The sequence below is a fragment of the Roseixanthobacter glucoisosaccharinicivorans genome (assembly GCF_043195095.2).
Taxonomy (GTDB): Bacteria; Pseudomonadota; Alphaproteobacteria; order Rhizobiales; family Xanthobacteraceae; genus NCEH01.
In genome coordinates, this window is record NZ_CM195538.1 from 4,992,706 (window position 1) to 5,014,584 (window position 21,879).

A 21,879-nucleotide genomic window follows, 5' to 3' on the forward strand; every position below is an offset into this window, starting at 1 on the left:
AACAATCTTCTCTCTGAAGCCCGTCATCCGCCAGCGATGAATGCAGAGAAAAGCGAAGGGGCGTCAGCCTCTTTCAGAACGCCCTTCGAACGGAGCGCGTTTGCGAAGATTGCGCCGATAAATATAAACGGGAGGAATACCATGAAAAAGACAGCGTCTTATCTAGGTTTGGCTGCGGCGTTTGCCCTGACGGCAAGTGTTTCCGCTCCGAGTGCCGCGCGCGCCGAGTGGAAGCCCGATCGCCCGGTGGAAATCGTCGTTTCGGCTGGGCCGGGCGGCGGTACCGATATTTTCGCGCGCGTGGTTCAGGCCGCTCTCACCAAGAACTCCCTACTCACCACGCCGATCCTCGTGCTGAACAAGGGCGGCGGCAGCGGTTCGGAGGCGTTCAACTACGCCAAGGACAATCCCGACAGCCCCTATAAGATCTATTTCGGAACCCAGGACGCCTACGTTCTGCCGCTCGGCACGAAGGTGAACTATAATTTCAACGACCTCACGCCGGTCGCCTCGATGGTGTTCGACGTGTTCATCCTGTGGACCAATCCCAAGGCCTCGGGGCTGAACACCGCCCAGGAGTTCATCGCCAAGGCCAAGGCCAATCCGGGTAAGGTGCGGATGGCCGGCGCCAAGGCCAAGGACGCGGACGAAACGGTGGTGACGCTCATCGAGCGCGCCACCGGCACCGATCTCGCCTATATCCCCTACAAGAGCGGCAGCGAAGCGGCGATCCAGGTTGCCGGCGGCCATATCGAAGGCAACACCAACAATCCGAGCGAGAGCCTGGAACAGTGGAAGGCCGGCAACCAGAAGCCGCTCTGCGTGTTCACCAGCGCGCGCCTGACCGACAAGACCGTGGTCGCGGATGGGATGAGCTGGGCCGATATTCCCACCTGCGTCGAGGCCGGGATCGACGTGAAGGACTTCCTCCAGCCGCGCACCGTGTGGATGGGTGCGAAGGTGCCGCCTGAAGCGCTCGCCTATTACACCGACCTCATGAAGAAGGTGACCCAGACTCCTGAGTTCAAGTCCTACGTCGAGCGCAACGTGCAAATCGACAAGATGTTGACAGGACAGGATTTCAAAAACTACCTGGATCGGGAGATCAAGAACTACGCCGAGATCTACAAGGCCAACGGCTGGCTCGTCGGCACCGGACAATAGCGACAGCAGGGGCGCGAAGCCCTCGTCCGACCGGCTTTGCGCCCCCTCCTCGTGGAGTTGCCTGACATGAAGATCTCCTGGAAAACGATGGAAATCGCGACCTCCGCAGCGACCGCCCTCATCGGCGCGGTCGTCTGCTACGGCTCGCTCGAAAACGGAATCGCCTGGAATTCCAGCGGCCCCGAGCCCGGTTATTTTCCCTTCGGCATCGGTTGCCTGATCATGGTCGGCAGCCTGGGGACCATGGTTCAGGCCCTGCTGAAGCGCTCCGCCGCGCCCGTGGTGGCAAGCGCCTCGGGCGGCGAGATCGTCGACGACGACGAGCCGTTCATGGACACGCGCCGCTTGCGGACGGTCGCGCTCTTCTTCCTGCCGATCGTCGCCATGGCGCTTATTTCCGTCTGGCTCGGCCTGTATATCGGCATGGCGCTTTACATTTTCTATGCCATGCGCTTCGCGGCAGGGTTCCGCATCAGCACAAGCCTGCTGACCGCCGCGATTGTGGTCGTGGCCAATTTCATCGTCTTTGAGAAGCTGTTCATGGTGCCGTTGCTCAAAGGGCCGATCCTCGAATACTTCGGCATTTACTGAAGAATAAAGAAAAGAGGAAACGAGCCATGGGCAATTTCGGCCAGTTGATGGACGGGTTCGCGATCGCGCTGACGTCCCAGCATATCCTCATCATGGTGTTCGGCGTGCTGCTCGGCCTGGTGGTCGGCGTCCTGCCGGGGCTCGGCGCGCCCAATGGCGTGTCGCTGCTGATGCCGCTGACCTTCACCATGGAACCCATTTCCGCGATCATCCTGCTGACCTCCATGTATTGGGGCGCGTTGTTCGGCGGTTCCACCACCTCCATCCTGTTCAATATTCCGGGCGAACCCTCCTCGGTCGCGACCACGTTCGACGGCCATCCCATGGCCAAGCAGGGGCAGGCGGTGCGCGCGCTCACGCTCGCGTTCGCCTCGGCCGGCATCGGCGCGCTGATCGGCGTCCTCGTCATCACCCTGATGTCGGGCTGGGTCGCGAATTTCGCGCTCAGGTTCGGCTCGCCGGAATATTTCGCGGTCTATTTCCTCGCCTTCGCCAGCTTCATCGGCATGGCCGGCGGGTCGCCGTTCAAGACGCTCGTGTCGATCATGCTCGGCCTGGCCGCCGGCACCGTCGGCATGGACACCATCTCGGGCGAAGGGCGGCTGACCTTTGGCATCAATGAACTGACCGGCGGCATCTCGTTCCTGATCGTGGTGATCGGCCTGTTCGGCATCGGCGAACTGCTGGTCACCATCGACGAGGGCTACAAGTTCGATGGCGTGAAGGCGAAGCTCAGCCTGCGGGAAATCTTCCGCACGCTGGCCGAAATGCCGCGCTATTGGGTCACGATCCTGCGCAGCGCGCTGATCGGCTGCTGGATGGGCATCACGCCCGGCGGGCCCACGGCGGCCTCGTTCATGAGCTATGCGCTCGGGCGGCGGTTTTCCAAGCGCGGCTGGAATTTCGGCAAGGGCGAGCCGGAGGGCATCATCTCGCCCGAAACAGCCGATCATTCGGCCGGCTCGTGCGCACTGCTGCCCATGCTGGCGCTCGGCGTTCCCGGTTCCGCGACCGCAGCTGTGATGATGGGCGGCCTGATGATCTGGGGCCTGTCCCCCGGACCCATGCTGTTCACCACTCAGCCGGATTTCGTCTGGGGCCTGATCGCCTCCATGTATGCGGGCAATCTGATCGCGGTGGTCCTGGTGTTGGCAACCGTGCCGCTGTTCGCCTTCATCCTGCGCGCGCCGTTCTCCGTTGTCGGTCCGTTGATCGCGATCATCTGCATCATCGGCGCCTACACCGTGGCCAACCATTCATTCGACATCTGGCTGGCACTCGTGTTCGGCGTGGTTGGATATGTCTTCAAGAAATTGTCCTATCCGCTCGCGCCCTTTGTTCTGGCCACGGTGCTGGGCGACAAGGCGGAGGATGCGTTCCGGCAATCCATGCTTTCGTCCGGGGGAACGCTGCGCGTCTTCTTCGAGACTCCGCTGGTCGCGACGATGATGACGATCGGAATCTTCTTTCTGCTGCTTCCGCTCATCACCCGCGTGTTCGGCGCGGTGTTCAACACGGGGGTCAAGCGCGGCGTGGCATAGGGGCTGGGCGCGCCGCGAATACTGATGTCACCGCCTGGATACAGGCGATTTGTCACCCTTTGAGACGGCCGGGTGCTGTCAAATCTTGAGAGAGAATTGCGCCATGTTCGGAGCCTTGCGTCTCCCCCAAACCATCCTCTTCGGGCGCGGTCAGCGTCACGTCATGGGCACCGCCGCCGCGCGCAGCGGCAGCCGCGCCCTGGTGTGCACCGACGCCCGCCTGGCGCAGACGGAAGAGTTTGCCAGCCTGATTGCGGATCTTCATGCCGCCGGCGTCCAGACCCGCGTGTACGACCAGACGATCGCCGATCTGCCGCTCGAATCCATCGCCGATTGCATGGCGAAGGTCGGCGATTTCGGCCCGGACCTCGTGATCGGCATCGGCGGCGGCAGTTGCATGGATCTCGCCAAGATCGTGTCGGTGCTCATCACCCACGGCGGAGAAGTGAGCAAATATTACGGCGAGTTCGCGGTTCCCGGCCCGGTGGTGCCGCTGATCGCCCTGCCGACCACCGCCGGCACCGGCTCCGAGGTGACGCCGGTCGCGGTGGTGCTCGACAAGGCACGCGGCTCCAAGATCGGCGTCGCCAGCCCCTACATCATTCCCGCGATGGCGGTGTGCGATCCGGAATTGACGCTCACCTGCCCGCCCGGGCTCACAGCCTGTTCCGGCGCGGATGCGCTGGCCCATGCGGTGGAGGCTTTCACCAGCATGGCCCGGCCGCCGGAGCCCCAGCTGACCGAAAAGCATGTGTTCATCGGCAAGAACCTCTTGTCCGATCATTTCGCCAAGCTCGCGGTGGTGAACGTGTTCCGCTATCTGGCGCGGGCCCATGCCAACGGCGCCGACATGGAGGCCCGTGAGGGCCTCATGCTCGCGTCGCTGGCGGCGGGATGCGCGTTCGGCACGGCCGGGACGGCGGCGGCGCATGCCCTGCAATATCCGGTCGGCAATCTCACCCACACGGCCCATGGTGATGGGGTCGGCGCGCTGCTGCCGTTCGTGATGCAATACAATCGCTCGGCCTGCCCCGAAGCGTTCGCGGAACTGGCCCGCACGGTCGGCCTCGGCGAAGCGGGAATGGGCACCGAGGCGCTGTCGCAGGCCTTCATCGACGCGGTCGCGGACTTGTTCGCGCGGATCGGCATTCCCCGCTCGCTCGCCGCGCTCGGGCTCGCAAGCGGCCATGAGCACGAGGTCGCCTCGGGCTCCCTCAAGGCGGAGCGGCTGGTGAAGAACAATCCGCGCCCGCTCGATCTTGCCGCAATGCTTCACATCACCGAAGCGGCCTTCAGCGGCGAGCGCGCCGCGCTGCTCCATCTCTGACACCCAGCAGGATTTATTGCCATGTCATCCAGCACCGCGAGCCTCAGCTCGATCGCATCCGAACCGGGCTATGTCGTGCCCGGCTTTGAGGGCAAGGGCGGCTTTCCCATTCCCACCGGCCTGCTGATCGGCGACGCCTGGGTCGCCGGCGCGGAAGGCGCCCAGATCGAAGTGCTCAATCCCTCGACCGGCGGCGTGCTCGCGAGCGTCGCCGACGCCACCGTCGCCGATGGCCTCTCGGCGGTCGATGCGGCGGCCGGCGCCGCGGCGGCCTGGGCGGCGACCCCGCCGCGCGCCCGCGCGGTGATCCTGCAACGCTGCTTCACGGCCATGATCGAGCAAGCCGACTGGCTGGCTCAGATCATCTCGCTCGAAAACGGCAAGGCGCTGCCCGATGCCCGTTCGGAAGTGATGTATGCGGCGGAATTCTTCCGCTGGTACGCGGAAGAAGCGGTGCGCATCAATGGCGACATCTCCATCGCCCCGGCCGGCGGCAATCGCATCCTGGTGCAATATCAGCCGATCGGCGTGTCGCTGCTGATCACGCCGTGGAATTTTCCGGCTGCCATGGCGACGCGCAAGATCGCCCCGGCCCTGGCCGCGGGCTGCACCTGCATCCTCAAGCCGGCGGAAGAAACCCCGCTCACCGCGCTGGCCGTGGGCGAAATCCTGCGCCGCGCCGGCGTGCCCGCCGGTGTGGTCAATATCGTCAACACCTCCGAGCCCGGCCCGCTGTGCAGCGCCATCCTGCGCGATCCGCGCGTGCGCAAGCTCTCGTTCACGGGCTCGACCGAAGTCGGCCGGATCCTGCTGCGTGAGGCGTCCTACAACGTCATCAATTCGTCCATGGAGCTCGGCGGCAACGCCCCGTTCCTGGTGCTCGACGATGCGGATCTGGAAGCCGCGCTCGACGGCGCCATGATCGCCAAGATGCGCAATGCCGGCGAGGCCTGCACGGCCGCCAACCGCTTCTATGTGCAGGAAGGCATTTATCCGGCGTTCGTCGACAAGCTGGTGGAGCGCATGGCGGCCCTGAAGCTCGGCGCGGGCACCGACACCACCACCCAGTGCGGCGCGATGATCAATCCGGCGGCGATCGAGAAGATCGACACGCTGGTGGGCGACGCGCTCGGCAAGGGTGCCAGCGTGCGCCTGGGTTGCGAAGCCGGCGCTGGCCCGGGCTTCTTCTATCCGCCTTCGGTGTTGGCCGACGTGCCGCTGAACGCCGCCATCCTGCGCGAGGAAGTGTTCGGCCCGGTGGCGGCGGTGGTGCCGTTCAAGGACGTCGAGGATGCCGTGCGCATGGCCAATGACACCGAATATGGCCTCGCCGCCTATGTCTATACCGGCGACCTGAAGCGGGGCCTGCAACTGGCCGAGCGGCTCGAATACGGCATGGTGGCGCTCAATCGCGGGCTGGTTTCCGATCCTGCGGCGCCGTTCGGCGGCGTCAAGCAGAGCGGGCTTGGCCGCGAGGGCGCTCATCACGGCCTGCTGGAATTCACCGAAGCCAAATATGTCGCGGTGAACTGGTAGCACCTTCCGCGCCGGATGCCCGTGTGCAGACGCGGCATCCGGCGAAGCGGGCGCGGTGGCGATGAAGCGCATGGATCGGGAGGTCATATGCCGTCCCTAGGCGAGATCGAGCGTATCGGACGGGCGGCGCTCGGGCGCGCGGGTGTGCCGGCGGATCATGCCGAGCAGCAGCTCAGCCTGCTGGTGGAGGCGGAATTGCGCGGCTACCCCTCGCACGGCCTCCTGCGTCTGTCGCGGATCGTCGAGCGCATCGCCAATAAAGTGGTCGATCCGCACGCCACGGGGGAGGGCCGCTGGCGCGGCGCGGCGCTGCTGGAAGTGGACGGCATGCAAGGGCTCGGCCCGGTGGTCGCGCTGAATGCGCTCGATACCATCTCGGCGCGGGCCAAGGAGACCGGCGTCGCCCTGGCGGCGATTCGCAGATGCGATCATCTGGGCATGCTGGCCTGGTATGCCGAGAAGATCGCGCGCAAGGGCCAGGTGCTGCTTGCGCTGACCATCAGCGAGGCGCTGGTCCACCCCTGGGGCGGGCGCAAGGCGATGCTGGGCACCAATCCCATCGCCATCGGCGTTCCCGCCCAGCCGAACCCGTTCGTATTCGACATGGCGACCAGCATCGTCGCCATGGGCAAGATCCACGATCACGCGGCGCGCGGCGAGCCGATCCCGCTCGGCTGGGCGCTCGATGCACAAGGCGATCCCACCACCGACGCCACCGCAGCGAAGGCCGGCGCCATTGCTCCGTTCGGGGGCGCGAAAGGCTATGGGCTGGGCCTCGCCTTCGAACTGCTGGTGGCAAGCCTTGCGGCCTGCGCGCTGGGGCCGGAGGTGCGGGGCACGCTGGATTCCACGCATCCCTGCACCAAGGGCGACGTGTTCATCGTCATGGAGCCGGCGGCGCATATGGCGGGCCTCGTCTCCCGGTTTCTCGACGATCTGCGCACCAGCATGCCGTTGGATGCCGACCATCCGGTGCGCATTCCCGGCGACCGGGCGATCGAGGCACGCAATGCGCGCATGGGGCAGGATATTGCGGTCGCGCCGGCGATCTGGGCGCACATGCTGGGCCTTGCCGGGGAAGATCCCGAACGGGCGCGGACCATCGGCCATGCATGAGGGCGCAGGGCTCCCGGCGGGCGGCTTGGTTCGGGCAGTAAGATCATATATTTTATAGCATCACGCGTTTCTGGGTTTGATTCTCAATGGCCACCAACAATCAGGAATTGCCGTCCTTCGCGCGCCTCGTCGCGCTGGAGGACGCGCGCCCGGCTTATCCGCAGTCGCTGGTGGAACTGGCCTACGAGCAATTGCTGTCGATGCTGGTGACGATGAAGATCGCGCCCGGCGCCCATATCGGCATCGAGGCGCTCGCGCGGAAGTTGCAGATCTCGCAAACCCCGATCCGCGAAGCGCTGACGCTTCTGGAAGCGCAGAAGCTTGCGCACAAGATCCCGAACGTGGGGTTCCGCGCGGCGAGCCTGCTGACCCGCGAGGAAATCGCCGATCTGTTCGAATTGCGGCTTCTGATCGAACCGCAGGCGGCGGCCTTTGCGGCCGAGCGGAGCGACGCGACCGCGTTGCGCACGCTGGCGAAGCTCTCCGGCGAGATGTCGCTGGCGCAGACCGGCGATGAACTGGCCTATGCGCAGTTCGCCGAGGGCGACGCGAAGCTTCACCATCTCGTGGCCACCGCCAGCGGCAACCGGTTCATCGCGGAGACCATCGAGGGGCTCCACGTGCACCTTCACATCTTCCGCTTCCTGTTCAAGACCAATGCGCCGTCCGAGGCGGTGAAGGAGCACGAGACCATCATCGACGCGCTGCTCGCCCGCGATCCGGTGGCAGCGGAGGCGGCCATGCGGGCGCACCTGCATGCCTCGCGCCAGCGCATGGATCAGGCCTTCGCGGAGCAGGAACATGGAGCCGCGCCCACCGACGCGCCGGGCGGGGAGGGCCGCGCGCCGCGCGCGCCCCGCACCCGCCGGCGACGCACCGTGTGATCCGCCGCGCCGGCGATTTTCCAATCGGGTTTGACAGGAAAAGTACTGACCCTTAAAATCCTATATGATATAGAAAACTACCTTTACGGCGAAGACGGGGTGCAGGGGCGATCGCCGCCGGCGTCAGGCGCATCGCCCGTGCCGCTCCGGGCCTGACGCAGACCGACGGTTCCAGCCCTGGGGACATCAGCCCCCGGCCGCGCAACGAAGAACAAGACACCAATGGGAGGATTTACGATGGCACTGCCTCTTGCAGGCATACGTGTGCTCGACATTACGCAGGTCATGGCGGGTCCCTTCTGCTGCATGCTGCTGGGGGACATGGGCGCGGACGTGATCAAGATCGAACCGCCGGGCACCGGCGATTCCACGCGCCACTCCATGGGCTTTCGCCTGAAGGGCACGGACAGCCCGGGCTTTCTCGCGCTCAACCGCAACAAGCGCAGCATCACGCTGGACCTGAAGTCGCCAGCCGACCGGGAAGTGCTGTACGCCCTGGTGAAGACCGCCGACGTGCTGGTGGAGAACGGTCGCCCCGGCGTCGCGGCGCGCCTCGGCATGGATTACGCGACCCTGCGGCCGCTCAATCCGCGGCTGGTCTATGCGAGCATTTCCGGCTTCGGCCAGACCGGGCCCTGGTCGCAGCGTCCGGGCTTCGACCTGATCGCGCAGGCGGTCACCGGCGTGTTGAGCTCGAACGGCTTTCCCGGCATGGAGCCGGCGAAGAACTCGATCGCGGTGGCCGATCTCGGCGCCGGCCTGTTCTCCGCCTATGCCATTCTCAGCGCGGTGATCGGGCGGCAGACCTCGGGGGAGGGGCAATATATCGACGCCTCCCTGTTCGAGGCCGCCCTGGCGCTGTCGATCTGGGAAACCACCGAGCTTTGGGGCACCGGCAAGTCGCCCTCCCCGATCGGCTCGGCCAACCGCATGTCCGCGCCCTACCAGGCGGTGCAGGCCTCCGACGGCTGGTTCGTCATCGGCGCCGCCAACCAGGGCCTGTGGCTGACCTTCCTCAAGGTGCTCGGGCGCGAGGAATTGCAGCAGGACGAGCGCTTCTCGACCAATGCGGCGCGTGTCACGAACCGCATCGCCCTGATCGAGGCGCTGGCGCCCACTTTCCTCACCCGCACCCGCGCGCAATGGATCGACGCCATGCTGGCCGCCGGCGTGCCCGCGGCTGACATTCTCGATTATGGCGAGGCGGTGGAGAGCGAGCAGGCCGTCGCCCGCGAGATGGTGCAGATGGTGCCGCACCCGGTGGAAGGCGAATTCCGCGCGCTCGGCTTTCCGGTGAAGCTCAGCGCAACGCCCCAGGAAGTGCGCTTGCCTCCGCCGCTGCTCGGTGAGCACGGCGAGGAAATCCGGCAGGAACTCATCAGCAAGGGGCTGCTTGGCCCGAAGGACACCAGGAGTGAGCGCGATGAGCAGCCCGTGCATCAAGTTTGAGAAGGCCGGCGACGTCGCGCGCATCGAGTTTCACAACCCCCAGGCGCATAACGCCCTGACCAGCCAGATGTGGCTGGATCTGCGCGATGCGGCGCGGGCGATCGCCGACGACCCCTCGATCCGGGTGGCGGTGCTGCGTGGCGCGGGCGGCAAGGCGTTCGTGTCGGGAACGGATATTTCCGGCTTCACGAAATTCACCAGCGGCGCCGACGGGCAGACTTACGAGCACACCATCGACGAATGCATGAGCGCCGTCGATGCCATCCCGGTCACCACCATCGCGGTGGTGGATGGCTGGGCGGTGGGCGGCGGGCTCAACATCGCATCCGCCTGCGACTTCCGCATCGCGACGCCGAGCGCCCGCTTCGGCTCGCCCATCGGCCGCACGCTGGGCAATTGCCTCTCCGCCCTCAGCGTCGCGCGCATCGGCGCGGCGATCGGCGTCGCCAAGGCCAAGCGCATGGTGCTGCTGGGCGAGATCATCTCCGCCCAGGAACTGGTCGAGAGCGGGTTCCTGCTGCGGCTCGTCGAGCCGGACGCGATGGAGGGGGAAATCGAGAGCCTGTGCCGCCGCGCGGCGGAAAATGCGCCGCTGACGACGCGCGCCACCAAGGCGACCCTGCGCAAGATGATGTTCGACAATCTGCCGAACGTGGATGCCCTGGTCGAAGAGGTCTACGGCAGCAACGACTTCCGCCTCGGCGTGCGCGATTTCCTCGCCCGCACGAAGGTGGTCCCCCAATGGACCGGCTCCTGAGGCGGGGCCGCTGAACGTATCTTCCCCATGAGAGCGGGCGGCGCCGTGCAGGGCGCCGCCTGTCGCCGCGCCGCGAACGGCTTCCTGCGCCCGGGTCGGCTTTACCGGTTCTCGGGCGCGGTCGCCTCGGCGCGGCGGGCCTTCTCGGCCTGTTCCTTCCGCTCGGAATAGCGGTCCACCAGATAATCAGCGCGGTCGCGCGTCATCAGGGTGAATTTCATCAATTCCTCCATGACGTCCACCACCCGGTCGTAATAGGGCGAGGGCTTCATCCGGCCCGCCTCGTCGAACTCCAGATAGGCCTTGGCGACCGAGGACTGGTTGGGGATCGTCACCATCCGCATCCAGCGTCCGAGCACGCGCAAAGCGTTCACCGCGTTGAAGGATTGCGAGCCGCCGCTGACTTGCATCACCGCCAGGGTTTTCCCCTGGGTCGGGCGCACCGCGCCGAGTTCCAGCGGAATCCAGTCGATCTGGCTCTTGAAGATGCCGGTGATCGTTCCGTGCCGCTCCGGGCTGCACCAGACCTGGCCTTCCGACCAGGTGGAGAGCGAACGCAGCTCCTGGACCTTGGGATGATCCACCGGCACGGCGTCGGGCTGCGGCAGGCCGCGGGGATCGAAGATCCGCGTGTCAGCCCCCATGCGTGTGAGCAGGCGCGCCGCTTCTTCGATGAGGAGCCGGCTGTAGGAGCGCTCCCGCAGGGAGCCGTAAAGCAGGAGGATGCGCGGCGGGTGCCTGGAAGCGCCGGGCAGGGCCAGCCTTTCGACGTCCGGCACATCGAAATGCGTGTCGTCGAGCGCGGGAAAATCAAGGTTCAAGTCATGCGCCATGGCACGGTTCCAAGACATCATAGGCTGGCGGGAAGGGACTTCCGGGAGAGGATGGCGGCCGCCCAGAACCCGCCGACCAGCACCAGGGACCCGGCGATGGTGGCGATCAGCACCGCATCATAGTTGCCCGACCACGCCCACAGCGCGGCCGCGCCCACCGGCGCCAGCGCCCGCGCCACCATGCCGGGCGCCGCGAGGATGCCATTGACCGCGCCATAGGAATCCGGCGTCAGCATCTCCGGCACGGCGAGCCCGCGCACGATGGTCATGATGCCGTTCGCGCCGCCATAGAGCGCGGCCACGAAGGCGATCAGCGCGAAGCTCGGCGGCAGGGCCTCAAGGGCGATCAGCGCCGCCGGGAAGGCCACCACCACAAAGCAGCCGATGAGGCGGACCGAGGCGCGCGGCGCGAACACCCAGATGGCGATGCGCCCGGCGACCTGCGCGGGCCCGATGATCGCCATGGCCGCGACCACGGTCGCGGTGTCGAAGCCGCGCTCCACCAGCAGCGGGTAGAAGTGAAAGGTGAAGGCGGAGAATGTGCCGTAATAGGCCGTCAATGCCAGCGCCAGCGCCCAGAAGGCCGGCTGGCGCAGCACTGCCCGGATCGCGCTGCCGCCGGCGAAGGCGAGGCGCCGGGGGGAGATCCGCTGGGGGAAATCCGCCCGCGGATTGATGATGGTCCCATAAAGGCCGGTGCACAGGACGAGATTGATGGCGCCGAGCACCATCAGCGTGCCGCGCCAGCCGAATGTGTCCATCAGGATTTGCACCAGCGGAATGAAGACCGTGGAGGCAAAGCCGCCCCACAGCGTCAGGGCCGTGATGCCAGCCCGCGCGCCGCGCGTTCCGCTGCGCCGGGCAACCACCGCGAAGGCGGGCTCGTAGAGCGTCGCCGCTTGCAGCACGCCGACCCCGGCGGCGAAGAGGTAGAAGGCGCCGAGCGCTTCCACTTGCGACCAGCCGAGCAGGAACAATCCGGCGAGGAACGAACCCGCCCCCATGACGATGCGGCCATGGCCGCGATCAATGGCGGCGCCGATCGGATAGGCGACAAGGCCCGCGAGCACCAGGCCCAGGGTTGCCGCGCCATAGATCTGCGGCTTCGTCCAGCCGAGATCGCGCTCCATCGCCTCGGCGATCAGGGGAAAGCTGTAATAGAGCGACCCCCAGGAACAGATCTGGCCGATGCCGAGCCCGGTCATGAATAGGCTGCGCCCGCTCAGCGGCGTGAAGCCGGCCGGGCTTTCCGCAAGCTCGCTCATGGACAGCGGCCGGTGTTCGCCGGGGTGTCGGCGTTCACCATGCGCTCGGATTCGATGAGGCAGCGCGTGACGTCCATCCAGGCTTCGACCGCCACCTTGAAGGCCTCCCGGCCCTTGCCGGTGAGCGTGTAGACCTTGCGCTCGCGGCCGCCGACCACTTCGCTCGCGGAGGTGAGATAGCCGCCCTCCTCGAACTCGCGCAGCACGGGATAGATCGTGCCTTCGGTCGGCGAGCAGCAGCCGTTGGTGGTGCGCTCCACCGCGCGGGCGACGTCATAGCCGTGCATCGGCTTGTGGTGCAGCACGCTCAGGATGAAGAATTTGGACAGGCTCATCTTGATGGTGCCGTTCCAATAGGCGCGGCTCAAGAAGTCGGGGCTGGGCTTGGCTTGGGCGACAGGCATCGAGGATCCCGTCATCGGGGGTCGGATGGCACGATCGATATACATTGATCCTCGATGCGTCAATGGATGATGCATAGCCTTCGTGCACGCGCTGCCCCGCGGGGGGATGGGCCTCAGGCAGCCGATGCGGGTGTGCCCGTGCGCGCGGATTTGCCGATGGCGTCGAGCTTCCTTTGCAGGGCGAGCTTGTCGAGGGAGCGGATCGGCAAAGCGGTGAAGATCGAGATGCGATTGTTGAGCATGCGGAAGGTGTCGGCGAAGGCCAGTGCGATCTCCGCCGGTGAACCCGTGGCGGCGGCCGGATCGGGAATGCCCCAATGGGCGGTCATCGGCTGGCCCGGCCAGACCGGGCAGGCTTCCTGCGCGGCGTCGTCGCAAACGGTGAAGACGAAATCCAATTGCGGCGCGCCCGGCTCTGCGAATTCAGTCCAGATCTTGGAGCGCAGGGCGCTGACATCGAAATTCATGCCGCGCAGCAGCTTCAGGGTCTCGGGATGCACATCGCCCTTGGGCTGGCTGCCCGCCGAATAGGCCTTGAAGCGGCCCATTCCCAGCCGGTTCAAGATGCTCTCGCCCATGATCGAGCGTGCCGAATTTCCGGTGCACAGGAACAGCACGTTGAAAATCTTGTCCTCGGTCATATTGCCTCCTCAGGCCGCGGCCTGCCGGTTGAAGTGAAGTCCCTGGCGGCTTCCATCGCGGCGATCCCGGCCGGATGCACCGCCGGGCGCTCCGGCGACGGGTGCGCGCTTCTTTGATAACAATATGTCGATATATCTCGAAATGTCGAGATGATTGCCGCGGTAGCTGTTCCGGCATGCGCGGCCGAGGGGGCGGGGGCGGGACGGGGCCTGGATTGGGACATTATGGCCACCTCCGAGCCCTGTATTTCCCCAGGGACAGGCGGCATAATTCGGCTGGGGAGTCGGGAATGATCAAGCGGCTGGGGCAGCATTGGGGCGGCGCGCGCATCGTGGCGTGGACGCTCGTCTATGCGCTGGTGTTCCAGGTCGTCCTGACGAGTGCCTTCTTGGCCAGCCGCGTGGCGGGAACCGCGCCCGGCCCGTTCCAGATCTGCCAGAACGATCCCTCCGCCACCGCGCCGCACGCGCCTGCCGACGATCGCACCAAGGCGTTCGTCCATTGCCCGCTGTGCCTCTCGCGCGTGGATCTGGCGATCCTGCCCACACCGCCCGCGACCCCCGCCATCGTGCGGCTGGCGGTTCCGTTCCGATTCGTGCCCGGCGGGGGCGTCGATCCCGCCTTGTCCGGCGTGCGCGTGGCGCACTGGCCGCGTGGGCCGCCGATCGCGGTGTGACGCGGCGCCGGCCCTGCTGGCGTTAAATCCCCTCTTTCCGATTTGGCCGAGCCCCCCGGAGCAGCAGCGCCTTTGCGCGTTGCGCCGCCCCGCGCGCCGTGGCCGGCCCCACTTGAATGCTGGAAACGCCATGCAATCGCGAACGCACGTTATTTTCCGTCCGGCCCGTTCCCGTCTGCGCGCCTTGCGCCGCACGACGGCCCTGGTACGCCCCGCCCTCGCGGCGCTCTGCCTCACGCCCCTCGCGACCGGCGCGGCGATGGCGCAGGCGGTCGAGGATCTGCCAACCATCGTGGTCCGTCCCTCGACCCCGGCCGCCGTCGCCGGCGCACAAGGCTTCGGCCCTTATACGCCCGCCGACACCGCCTTCATTTCCGCCCCCGAAGCCCAGAATGCGACGCTGTGGACCAGCGATTCCGGTTCGCTCATCTCCCGCATTCCGGGGGGCGCGACATGGGGCGCGGGCGGCGTGTCGAGCCTGCCGGCCGTCAACGGCATGGGGGCCGACCGGGTGCAGGTGGCCATCAACAATATGATCTTCAGCCCGGCCTGTCCGAACGAGATGAATCCGCCGCTGTCTTATGTGAATCCGGCGATGATCTCTTCGGTGAAGGTCTACACCGGCACGGCGCCGGTAAGCGTTGGCGGCGACTATACGGGTGCGAAGGCGGACGTCACGCTCGCCCCCCCGAAATTCACCCAGGGTCCGGCGCTCACCGTGTCCGGCAGCCTGTCCGGATTCTACCGCGGCAACGGCAATTCCTACGGCACCGACTTCAACGGCACCGTTTCAAACCAGGATACCAGCGTCACCTATACCGGCGGCTGGGCGCGGGCGAGCGATTACACATCCGGCAACGGCACGGTCATCAAGTCGACCCTGTATGAAACCCAGAACCATGCCTTGACCATTGCCAAGCAGGTCAATCAAAGCCTGTTCACCTTCCAGATCGGCGGGCAGTTCATCCCGTACCAGGGCTATGTCAACCAATATATGGACATGGTCGACAACAAGAGCCTCTATGCCAACGGCAGTTATGCGGGTGATTTCGACTGGGGTAAGCTCGAAGCCTCGATCTTCGCCAACCGCGTGCGTCACACCATGGGCTTCATCCAGCCGGACAAGACCGGCGACATGCCCATGGACACCCGCAGCACGGATCTCGGCTATAAGGTGAAGGGAACCATCGGCACGTCGGCCATCGACATCGTGCGCGTCGGCAACGAGCTTTACTACAATAACCTCGACGATTGGTGGCCGCCGGTCGCGGGCTCCATGATGATGGGGCCGGATACGTTCGAGAACATCAATAACGGCCAGCGCCTGCGCTTCGGCTATTTCGGCGAATGGGAACGCCATCTTGACGCGCAATGGACCACCATCATCGGCCTGCGCAACGATATCGTCTGGATGAACACCGGCGACGTGCAGGGCTACAACGAGATGATGTACGGCGCGAACGCCGCCGCCTTCAATTCCCAGAGCCACGCGCGCACCGACTTCAACATCGACGGCTCGGCCATCCTGCGATACGAGGCCAACGCCTTCAGCCTTTACGAGCTTGGCCTGTCGCGCAAGACGCGCTCGCCGAACCTGTACGAGCGCTATGCCTGGTCCACCAACGGCATGGCCATGCAGATGATCGGCTGGTTCGGCGACGGCAACGGCTATGTGGGCAATCTCGATCTGGTGCCGGAAAAGGCCCACACCTTAAGCTTCACGGCGGATTGGCACGATCCGGCGCAGAAGGTCTGGCAGGTGCGGGTTTCGCCCTATTACAGCTATGTGCAGGATTATATCGACGTGCAGCGCTGTGCCCTGCCGGGATGCCTCGCCAATTTGCCGAACAATCTCACCGCCGACAACACGTTCGTCTATCTGCAGTTCGCCAATTACGACGCCTGGCTCTATGGCGTGAACATCGACGGCAAGCTGGCCCTTTGGGACGATCGCACCTACGGCCAAGGCGCCTTTCGCGGCGGCCTGAACTTCGTGCGCGGGCAGCGCACCGACGGGGTCAATCTCTACCACATCATGCCGGTCAACGCGACGCTGGCGCTCGACCACACGCTCGGCAACTGGAGTTCGAGCGTCGAGGTCCAGCTGGTGGGGGCGAAGACTCAGGTCAGCCAGGTGCACAATGAGCTGGAGACCTCGGCCTATGCCCTGCTGAACTTCCGCACCAGCTACACGGCCGGCCAGCTGAAGGTGGATTTCGGGATCGAAAACATCCTCGATACCCAATACGACCTGCCGCTTGGCGGGGCGAACCTGGTCAATTACCAGGTCTCCAGCATGATGGGCACCTCGGCCGCCTGGGGCTATCCGGTGGCCGGCTATGGCCGCTCGATCAATACGCGGGTCACCGTGTCCTTTTGAGCTTTGCCACCGGGTGCGGCGCGTCCCTGCGAGGACGTGCCGCACGACTTTGATCTACGGTTGTCGGCGACCCGATGTCATAGTGTCGGCCGACGAACATTCGAGACATCTTGATCTTGGCCAAGCCGCGCACATCCTGGAGAGCCTGGGCCGCCATCGCGGCGGCCTATCTGCTCGTCCTGCAGATGCTGGCCGTGGGGCTTGCCGCGGGCGCCCAGGCGGCGCAGGCAGCGGCCCAGGGTCCGGATGCGTTCGGCGTCATCTGCTCCAGTTCTCCAACCGAGAACGGGTCCCCAACCGAGGGCGGGGCCCCGGCCCATCATGATGGGCTGGACTGCTGCGTCTTGGGCTGTCCCATGTTCGGGCCGGCCGCCGCACCGCCGCCGGCGGCGGAGGGATTCGTCGCGCCGGTGCGCCACGCGGCCGCGATGCTCAGGCGCGGCGCGGATTTTTCCGCCGCGCCGGGCCAGCGCCGTTCCCCGAGCCGCGCCAGGGCTCCACCCGCGATCGCCTGACGCCTGCGTTTGCGCAGGGAAAGTCCGCCGATCGTGACATCCGGTCCTCCCCTGGAGGAGGCCGTATCGTGGAGCCAAGCCATGTTGAATTCTTTCCGTTTTCCCGGCGCGTTCGCGCGCCTCTGCCGCCGCATGTATCTTGAAGAGGCGCTCGCCGCGCTGGCCTTCGCCATGTTCCTGCTGACCCTCTCCGCGCAGGCGCTGATGGCGCACGAGTTCAAGGTCGGCTCCATCGAGATTGACCATCCCTGGACCCGCGCCACGCCCGAGGGCGCCAGCGTCGGTGCCGGCTATCTGGTCCTGAAGAACGAGGGTTCGACGCCGGACCGCCTCGTCTCCGCCACCGCCGAGGGCGCGCAGAAGGTGGAAATCCACGAGATGTCCATGAAGGACGGGGTGATGACCATGCGGCCGGTGGCGGGCGGCGTCGCCGTTCCCGCGCAGGGCTCCGTGGCGCTGAAGCCGGGCTCCTATCACCTCATGCTCATGGGGCTGAAGCAGCCCCTGAAGCAGGGCGCCATGGTCAATGGCACGCTGACGTTTGAGAAGGCGGGCACGGTGTCGGTTCAGTTCAAGGTGGAGTCCATCGCCGCCCAGGGGAGCAGCGATGGGGGCGAACACGACCATATGACGATGCCATCCGGCAAGTGAGTCGCGCGCAAGTAAGCCGCGCGCAAATGAGCCGTCCGGCCGTTCGCGCCGGCCGCCGGCGATCCGCTCGCCTGACCCGCGCCGGGGGCGGCGCGGCGCGTTTCGCCCGTCCTTCGCCCGAACTCCGGCAGAGGAGCCGCCTTCCATGGGCATCATCAAGCTGAGACCCGTGCCGTCTCCCGAAACGGCGGTGCGCACCATCGCGATGGCGGACGGATGCCTGGACAGCACCGATCTCTTTCGCGCGGCGCGCACGGTGCGGATCGTTCATGGCGACCAGGTCTATACCCTGACGCTGACCTCCAAGAACAAGCTGATCCTCACCAAGTAATCGTTTGCGCAAGGGGGGAGGTCTGAGGCGGGAGGCTTGTGGCGGGGCGCGCGTGCTTATTCCGGGCGCGGCATGGGCCGCGCATGCCGGCCGGGTCTCCGCGCGCCTGTCTCCACGCGACAAAGAATCCGCATATCGGTGCGCGCGGACGCGCGGACGTCTTGACAGAAAGCGGAGGTTGGCCGCTCCTGAACGCGCATGGTTCTTCCGGCATGACGCACATGCCGGAAGTGAAATGGGAACGGGGGAGGGGCCGATGACGCCCTGAGCCCCGACCGCCCCCGCGACTGTGAGCGGCGAGCGGCCTTCCACGATGTCACTGAAGCAATCCCCCAAGGTGCGCTTCGGGAAGACGGAAGGCATGCGGCGACCCGCGAGTCAGGAGACCGGCCATGCGCCCGGAACTAACGCAGGCCGTCGGGTGAGACGGCGGAGGAGCAGTCATGCATATCGAACCTGGTCTCGTGGATAGCGGGAAAATCTGGCTCAGCTACGTCACTGCCGCGGGCGCCGGCGGCTATGCCGTGAAGCTGGCCTATGAGGCCGTCCGCGAGCGCGGCATCCTCTCCCTGGTGTCGCGCAGCGCGGCGGCGAGCGCCCTGGTGTTTTCTTTCTTCGAGGTGCTCCCGCATTATCCCGTCGGGGTGTCGGAAGTTCACCTGATCCTCGGCTCGACCCTGTTCCTGATCTTCGGCATGGCGCCGGCGGCCATCGGCCTGTCCCTCGGCCTGCTGGTTCAGGGCCTGTTCTTTGCGCCGTTCGACCTGCCGCAATTCGGCATGAACGTGACGACCCTCCTGGTGCCGCTGTTCGCCTTGCAAGCCGTGGCCCAGAAAATCATCGCCCCCAATACGCCTTATGTGGACTTGCGCTACGGCCAGGCCCTCGCGCTCTCCACCACCTATCAGGCGGGCATCGTCGCCTGGGTGGCCTTCTGGGCGCTGTATGGCCAGGGCTTCACGGCGGACAATGTGGCGGCGATTTCCACCTTCGGCGGCGCCTATATGCTGGTCATCATCATCGAGCCTTTGGCCGACCTCGCCGTGCTCGGCGCCGCCAAGGCGCTGAGCCGCCTGCGCGGCTCCATGCTGCTGGAGCGCCGCCTCTACGAGGCCGTCTGAGACGCGTGACGCGCAGGTCCGTGGGCAACAACCGCCCACGGACAACCGCCCGATGACAACCGCCCGCTGACAAGGGCTCTGCGACAAGCGGCCGGGATCCTCTATCGCGGACGTTTGTTGCGCCGATCCTCCCGATCGGCGCCGGGTCGTTGAGAGGCTGCGGCAAAGGCGGCCGCCTCCCACGAGCGGGGGCGCGGGGGCCGCGCCGGGAGCATCCTTCCTTGCGTCGATAATTGTAAACAGTATACAGATTGAAGCCGTTCGGCTGCCCGGCCGGCCCGCGTTGGGCACGCCAACCGCCAGGACGACAAGCGGACGCACGCCCCCACGCATCGCAGCGCCGGGGCGCGTGCCGCAGAGGATGTGCGCAAATCCAATCGGGGAATGACCATGGCCTACGCGACGACGGACGACGGAGTGCGCCTGCATTATGAGGAAACCGGCACCGGCCGGCTGGTGATCTTCGTCCATGAGTTCGCCGGCGATCTCCGCAGCTGGGAACCGCAGATGCGCCATTTCGGCCAGCGTTATCGCTGCGTCGCCTTCGCTGCGCGCGGCTTTCCGCCCTCCGACGTGCCGGAAAATCCCAGCTCCTATTCCCAGGCCCGCGCCGCCGACGACATCGCTGCGGTGCTCGCGGCGACGGGGGAAACCAAGGCCCATGTGGTGGGCCTCTCCATGGGCGGCTTCGCCACCCTGCATTTCGGCTTCCGCCATCCGCAGCTGGCGCTGTCGCTCTGCGTCGGCGGGTGCGGCTATGGAGCGGAGGTGGAGCAGCGCGCCCGTTTCCAGGCCGAGGCCGACACCATCGCCGGCTTCATCACCTCCGCCGGCATGCCCGCCTTCGCCGAGAAATATGCCTACGGCCCGACCCGCGTGCAGTTCGAGAACAAGGACCCGCGCGGCTTTGCCGAATTCAAGCAGATGCTGGCCGAGCATTCGGCCCTGGGCTCCGCCAACACGCAGCTCGGCGTGCAGCGCGAGCGTCCCTCGCTCTACACCCTGGTGGAGGAGATGAAGCGGCTGACCGTGCCCACCCTGGTGATCACCGGCGACGAGGATTGGCCCTGCCTTGCCCCCGGCCTGCTGATGAAGCAGCACATTCCCTCGGCCGCCTTGGCGGTGATGCCCAATTGCGGGCACACCATCAATCTGGAGGATCCCGACGAATACAATCGTCTCGTCGGCGACTTCCTCACCAAGGTGGATTGCGGCCGCTGGCCGACCCGCGACCCGCGGGCCATGAGCGCGTCCATCACCGGTATGAAGGACTGAGCGCGCGCGGAGAGCCCGATTTCGGGCTCTCCTTCCCCACGGGCGGTCAGGCGCGGGCGTTCTCGGCGAGCCACCAGGCGAGAAGGCTGGCGGCGCGCATGAAATCCGCCATCTCCATGGCTTCGTGCGGATTGTGGCTGCCGTTCTGGTTGCGCACGAACATCATGGCGGTGGGAACGCCGGCGGCGGCGAAGGCGGCGGCATCGTGCGACGCCGGGCTGCCGAGGCTCATCGCCGGGATGCCCAGCGCCTGCGCGCCCTCCACCAGCCGGGCTCGGATCGCGGCGTCCATCTTACCTACCACGGCGCTCGCCCGCGGCCCCATGTGGAAGGTCACGCCGCGCCGGCGTTCGATGTCGGCGATGATGTCGCCCATGCCCTGTTCCAGCTCCGCCAGCTGTGCGTCGTCATAGGCGCGCACGTCGAGGCTGAAATGGAAGGCGCCGGGCACCGTGGTCAGGCCGTGCTTGGCCGGGTCGGTGTGGAAGCGCCCGAGCGTCACGGCCATCGGCCGCCCCTCCGCCTCGTGTGCCGCCCAGAGCCGATCCATCCCCGCCGCGAATTCCGCCGCCGCCATCACGGCATCGCGGCGAAACCGGCGCGGCAGCCCCACATGGGCGTATTCGCCCGCGATCCAGGCATTGGGATAGCGGAAGTTGCCGGGAATGGCGGTGCATATGGCCAGCGGAAGGCCGGCTTCCACGAGGCTCGGCGCCTGCTCGATATGCACTTCCAGAAAGGCGCGGAGCGCACGCGGGTCGAGATGCCGGTGGCCCGCCCGCAGCAGCGCGGGATCGCCGCCGCACGCGTCCAGATGGTCCGCCAGCGTGCGGCCGGTATCGATGCGCCGCGCGTCGAGCGCGCCGGGCGGGAGCGTGCCGAGCGCGGAGCGGCTGCCGAGATAGGAGACCTCGAACCACACGCTCTCTTCCGCCCGCACCCCCATCACGGTGATGTCGCAGGCGGGGGTGACGCCGAGCGCCCGGAGCGCCGCCACGGCCACCAGCCCGGCCACCACGCCGGCCGCGCCGTCGAAATTGCCGCCGTGGGGCACGCTGTCGAGATGCGAGCCGGTGAGGATGCGCGGCGCCGCGCGGTCGCGGCCGGGCAGGGTCATATAGGTGTTGGCGGCCGCGTCGGTCGCGATGTCGAGGCCGAGGCGCAGCGCGTGGTCGCGCACCAGGCCGTGGGCGAAATTCTCACCGGCGCCGTAGGTGTCGCGGGTGATGCCCGGCACGTCGACGCTGCCCTGCCGCAGGGATTCGAACAGGCGCGTGGCGAGGCCGAGCTGGGCGTTGGTCGCGGCGATGATCTGGTCGGCCGAAGGCGCCGTCGCGGGTTGGGATGCGGGGGAAGCGGCGGTCTGGGAGGTCATGGGCGGGGTCGTCTGCGGATGCGATGTGGCGGTGTGCGATGGCATG

The 21,879-nt window shown here is 66.5% G+C and carries 21 protein-coding genes and 1 riboswitch; of the genes, 16 read left to right on the forward strand and 5 right to left on the reverse strand.

The annotated features are described in order from the left end of the window. The first annotated feature begins 141 nt into the window (after positions 1-141). The 9 genes from V5F78_RS23055 to V5F78_RS23095 all read left to right on the forward strand — a co-directional run bounded on the left by V5F78_RS23055 (position 142) and on the right by V5F78_RS23095 (position 10,365). Positions 142-1,164 (forward strand): Bug family tripartite tricarboxylate transporter substrate binding protein, encoded by a 1,023-nt coding sequence (locus V5F78_RS23055; protein WP_394069794.1) that lies wholly within the window; start codon positions 142-144, stop codon positions 1,162-1,164. 66 nt (positions 1,165-1,230) lie between these two features. Beyond that, positions 1,231-1,755, forward strand: a complete 525-nt coding sequence (locus V5F78_RS23060; protein WP_394069793.1) for a tripartite tricarboxylate transporter TctB family protein — start codon at positions 1,231-1,233, stop codon at positions 1,753-1,755. Positions 1,756-1,781: 26 nt separating this feature from the next. Further along, entirely contained in the window at positions 1,782-3,296 is a 1,515-nt protein-coding gene (locus V5F78_RS23065) for a tripartite tricarboxylate transporter permease (protein WP_394069792.1), read from the forward strand. Positions 3,297-3,399: 103 nt separating this feature from the next. Next, positions 3,400-4,623 carry an iron-containing alcohol dehydrogenase gene (locus V5F78_RS23070; protein ID WP_394069790.1) on the forward strand — a complete coding sequence of 408 codons (1,224 nt, stop codon included), beginning with the start codon at positions 3,400-3,402 and terminating at the stop codon, positions 4,621-4,623. A gap of 21 nt (positions 4,624-4,644) precedes the next feature. Continuing rightward, positions 4,645-6,159 (forward strand): NAD-dependent succinate-semialdehyde dehydrogenase, encoded by a 1,515-nt coding sequence (locus tag V5F78_RS23075; RefSeq protein ID WP_394069788.1) that lies wholly within the window; start codon positions 4,645-4,647, stop codon positions 6,157-6,159. Positions 6,160-6,246: 87 nt separating this feature from the next. Then, positions 6,247-7,275: an Ldh family oxidoreductase gene (locus V5F78_RS23080; RefSeq protein ID WP_394069786.1), complete on the forward strand. Its 1,029-nt coding sequence runs from the start codon at positions 6,247-6,249 to the stop codon at positions 7,273-7,275. Between the two features lie 86 nt (positions 7,276-7,361). After that, on the forward strand, positions 7,362-8,159 hold the full coding sequence (locus V5F78_RS23085; RefSeq protein WP_394069784.1) for a GntR family transcriptional regulator: 798 nt from the start codon (positions 7,362-7,364) through the stop codon (positions 8,157-8,159). A 237-nt stretch (positions 8,160-8,396) separates the two neighbouring features. Beyond that, a complete protein-coding gene (locus tag V5F78_RS23090) occupies positions 8,397-9,608 on the forward strand; it encodes a CaiB/BaiF CoA transferase family protein (protein ID WP_394069783.1) in 1,212 nt (403 codons plus the stop codon). Continuing rightward, positions 9,583-10,365 (forward strand): enoyl-CoA hydratase, encoded by a 783-nt coding sequence (locus tag V5F78_RS23095; protein WP_394069781.1) that lies wholly within the window; start codon positions 9,583-9,585, stop codon positions 10,363-10,365. The genes V5F78_RS23090 and V5F78_RS23095 overlap by 26 nt, the downstream gene beginning before the upstream one ends. Before the next feature lie 101 nt (positions 10,366-10,466). Here the strand turns inward: V5F78_RS23095 and arsH are convergent, their stop codons facing one another. From arsH to V5F78_RS23115, 4 genes are all read right to left on the reverse strand, one after another. Continuing rightward, positions 10,467-11,198 carry an arsenical resistance protein ArsH gene (gene arsH / locus V5F78_RS23100; RefSeq protein WP_394069780.1) on the reverse strand — a complete coding sequence of 244 codons (732 nt, stop codon included), beginning with the start codon at positions 11,196-11,198 and terminating at the stop codon, positions 10,467-10,469. A 17-nt stretch (positions 11,199-11,215) separates the two neighbouring features. Then, entirely contained in the window at positions 11,216-12,463 is a 1,248-nt protein-coding gene (locus tag V5F78_RS23105; RefSeq protein WP_394069779.1) for an MFS transporter, read from the reverse strand. Further along, positions 12,460-12,867: a PadR family transcriptional regulator gene (locus V5F78_RS23110; RefSeq protein ID WP_394069777.1), complete on the reverse strand. Its 408-nt coding sequence runs from the start codon at positions 12,865-12,867 to the stop codon at positions 12,460-12,462. Before V5F78_RS23110 ends, V5F78_RS23105 begins: the two co-directional genes overlap by 4 nt. Before the next feature lie 113 nt (positions 12,868-12,980). Then, on the reverse strand, positions 12,981-13,508 hold the full coding sequence (locus V5F78_RS23115; RefSeq protein WP_394069775.1) for an arsenate reductase ArsC: 528 nt from the start codon (positions 13,506-13,508) through the stop codon (positions 12,981-12,983). 290 nt (positions 13,509-13,798) lie between these two features. Here V5F78_RS23115 and V5F78_RS23120 point away from each other — a divergent pair, with 290 nt between their 5' ends. The 7 genes from V5F78_RS23120 to V5F78_RS23150 all read left to right on the forward strand — a co-directional run bounded on the left by V5F78_RS23120 (position 13,799) and on the right by V5F78_RS23150 (position 20,458). Continuing rightward, positions 13,799-14,185: a DUF2946 family protein gene (locus tag V5F78_RS23120; protein WP_394069773.1), complete on the forward strand. Its 387-nt coding sequence runs from the start codon at positions 13,799-13,801 to the stop codon at positions 14,183-14,185. Positions 14,186-14,315: 130 nt separating this feature from the next. Next, complete coding sequence (locus tag V5F78_RS23125; protein ID WP_394069771.1) at positions 14,316-16,565, forward strand: TonB-dependent receptor; 2,250 nt, start codon at positions 14,316-14,318, stop codon at positions 16,563-16,565. A gap of 110 nt (positions 16,566-16,675) precedes the next feature. After that, a complete protein-coding gene (locus V5F78_RS23130) occupies positions 16,676-17,080 on the forward strand; it encodes a DUF2946 family protein (RefSeq protein ID WP_394069770.1) in 405 nt (134 codons plus the stop codon). An 81-nt stretch (positions 17,081-17,161) separates the two neighbouring features. Continuing rightward, positions 17,162-17,731, forward strand: coding sequence for a copper chaperone PCu(A)C (locus V5F78_RS23135; protein WP_394069769.1), 570 nt, complete (start codon positions 17,162-17,164; stop codon positions 17,729-17,731). A gap of 145 nt (positions 17,732-17,876) precedes the next feature. Beyond that, a complete protein-coding gene (locus V5F78_RS23140; RefSeq protein WP_394069768.1) occupies positions 17,877-18,062 on the forward strand; it encodes a hemin uptake protein HemP in 186 nt (61 codons plus the stop codon). Between the two features lie 182 nt (positions 18,063-18,244). Further along, a riboswitch (cobalamin riboswitch) is annotated at positions 18,245-18,471 on the forward strand. Between the two features lie 34 nt (positions 18,472-18,505). Then, complete coding sequence (locus V5F78_RS23145) at positions 18,506-19,183, forward strand: energy-coupling factor ABC transporter permease (RefSeq protein WP_394069766.1); 678 nt, start codon at positions 18,506-18,508, stop codon at positions 19,181-19,183. Positions 19,184-19,573: 390 nt separating this feature from the next. Then, positions 19,574-20,458, forward strand: coding sequence for an alpha/beta fold hydrolase (locus V5F78_RS23150; RefSeq protein ID WP_394069764.1), 885 nt, complete (start codon positions 19,574-19,576; stop codon positions 20,456-20,458). 46 nt (positions 20,459-20,504) lie between these two features. On the opposite strand, the gene V5F78_RS23155 is transcribed toward V5F78_RS23150, so the two are convergent. Then, complete coding sequence (locus V5F78_RS23155; RefSeq protein WP_394069762.1) at positions 20,505-21,833, reverse strand: hydantoinase/carbamoylase family amidase; 1,329 nt, start codon at positions 21,831-21,833, stop codon at positions 20,505-20,507. Between the last annotated feature and the right edge of the window lie 46 nt (positions 21,834-21,879).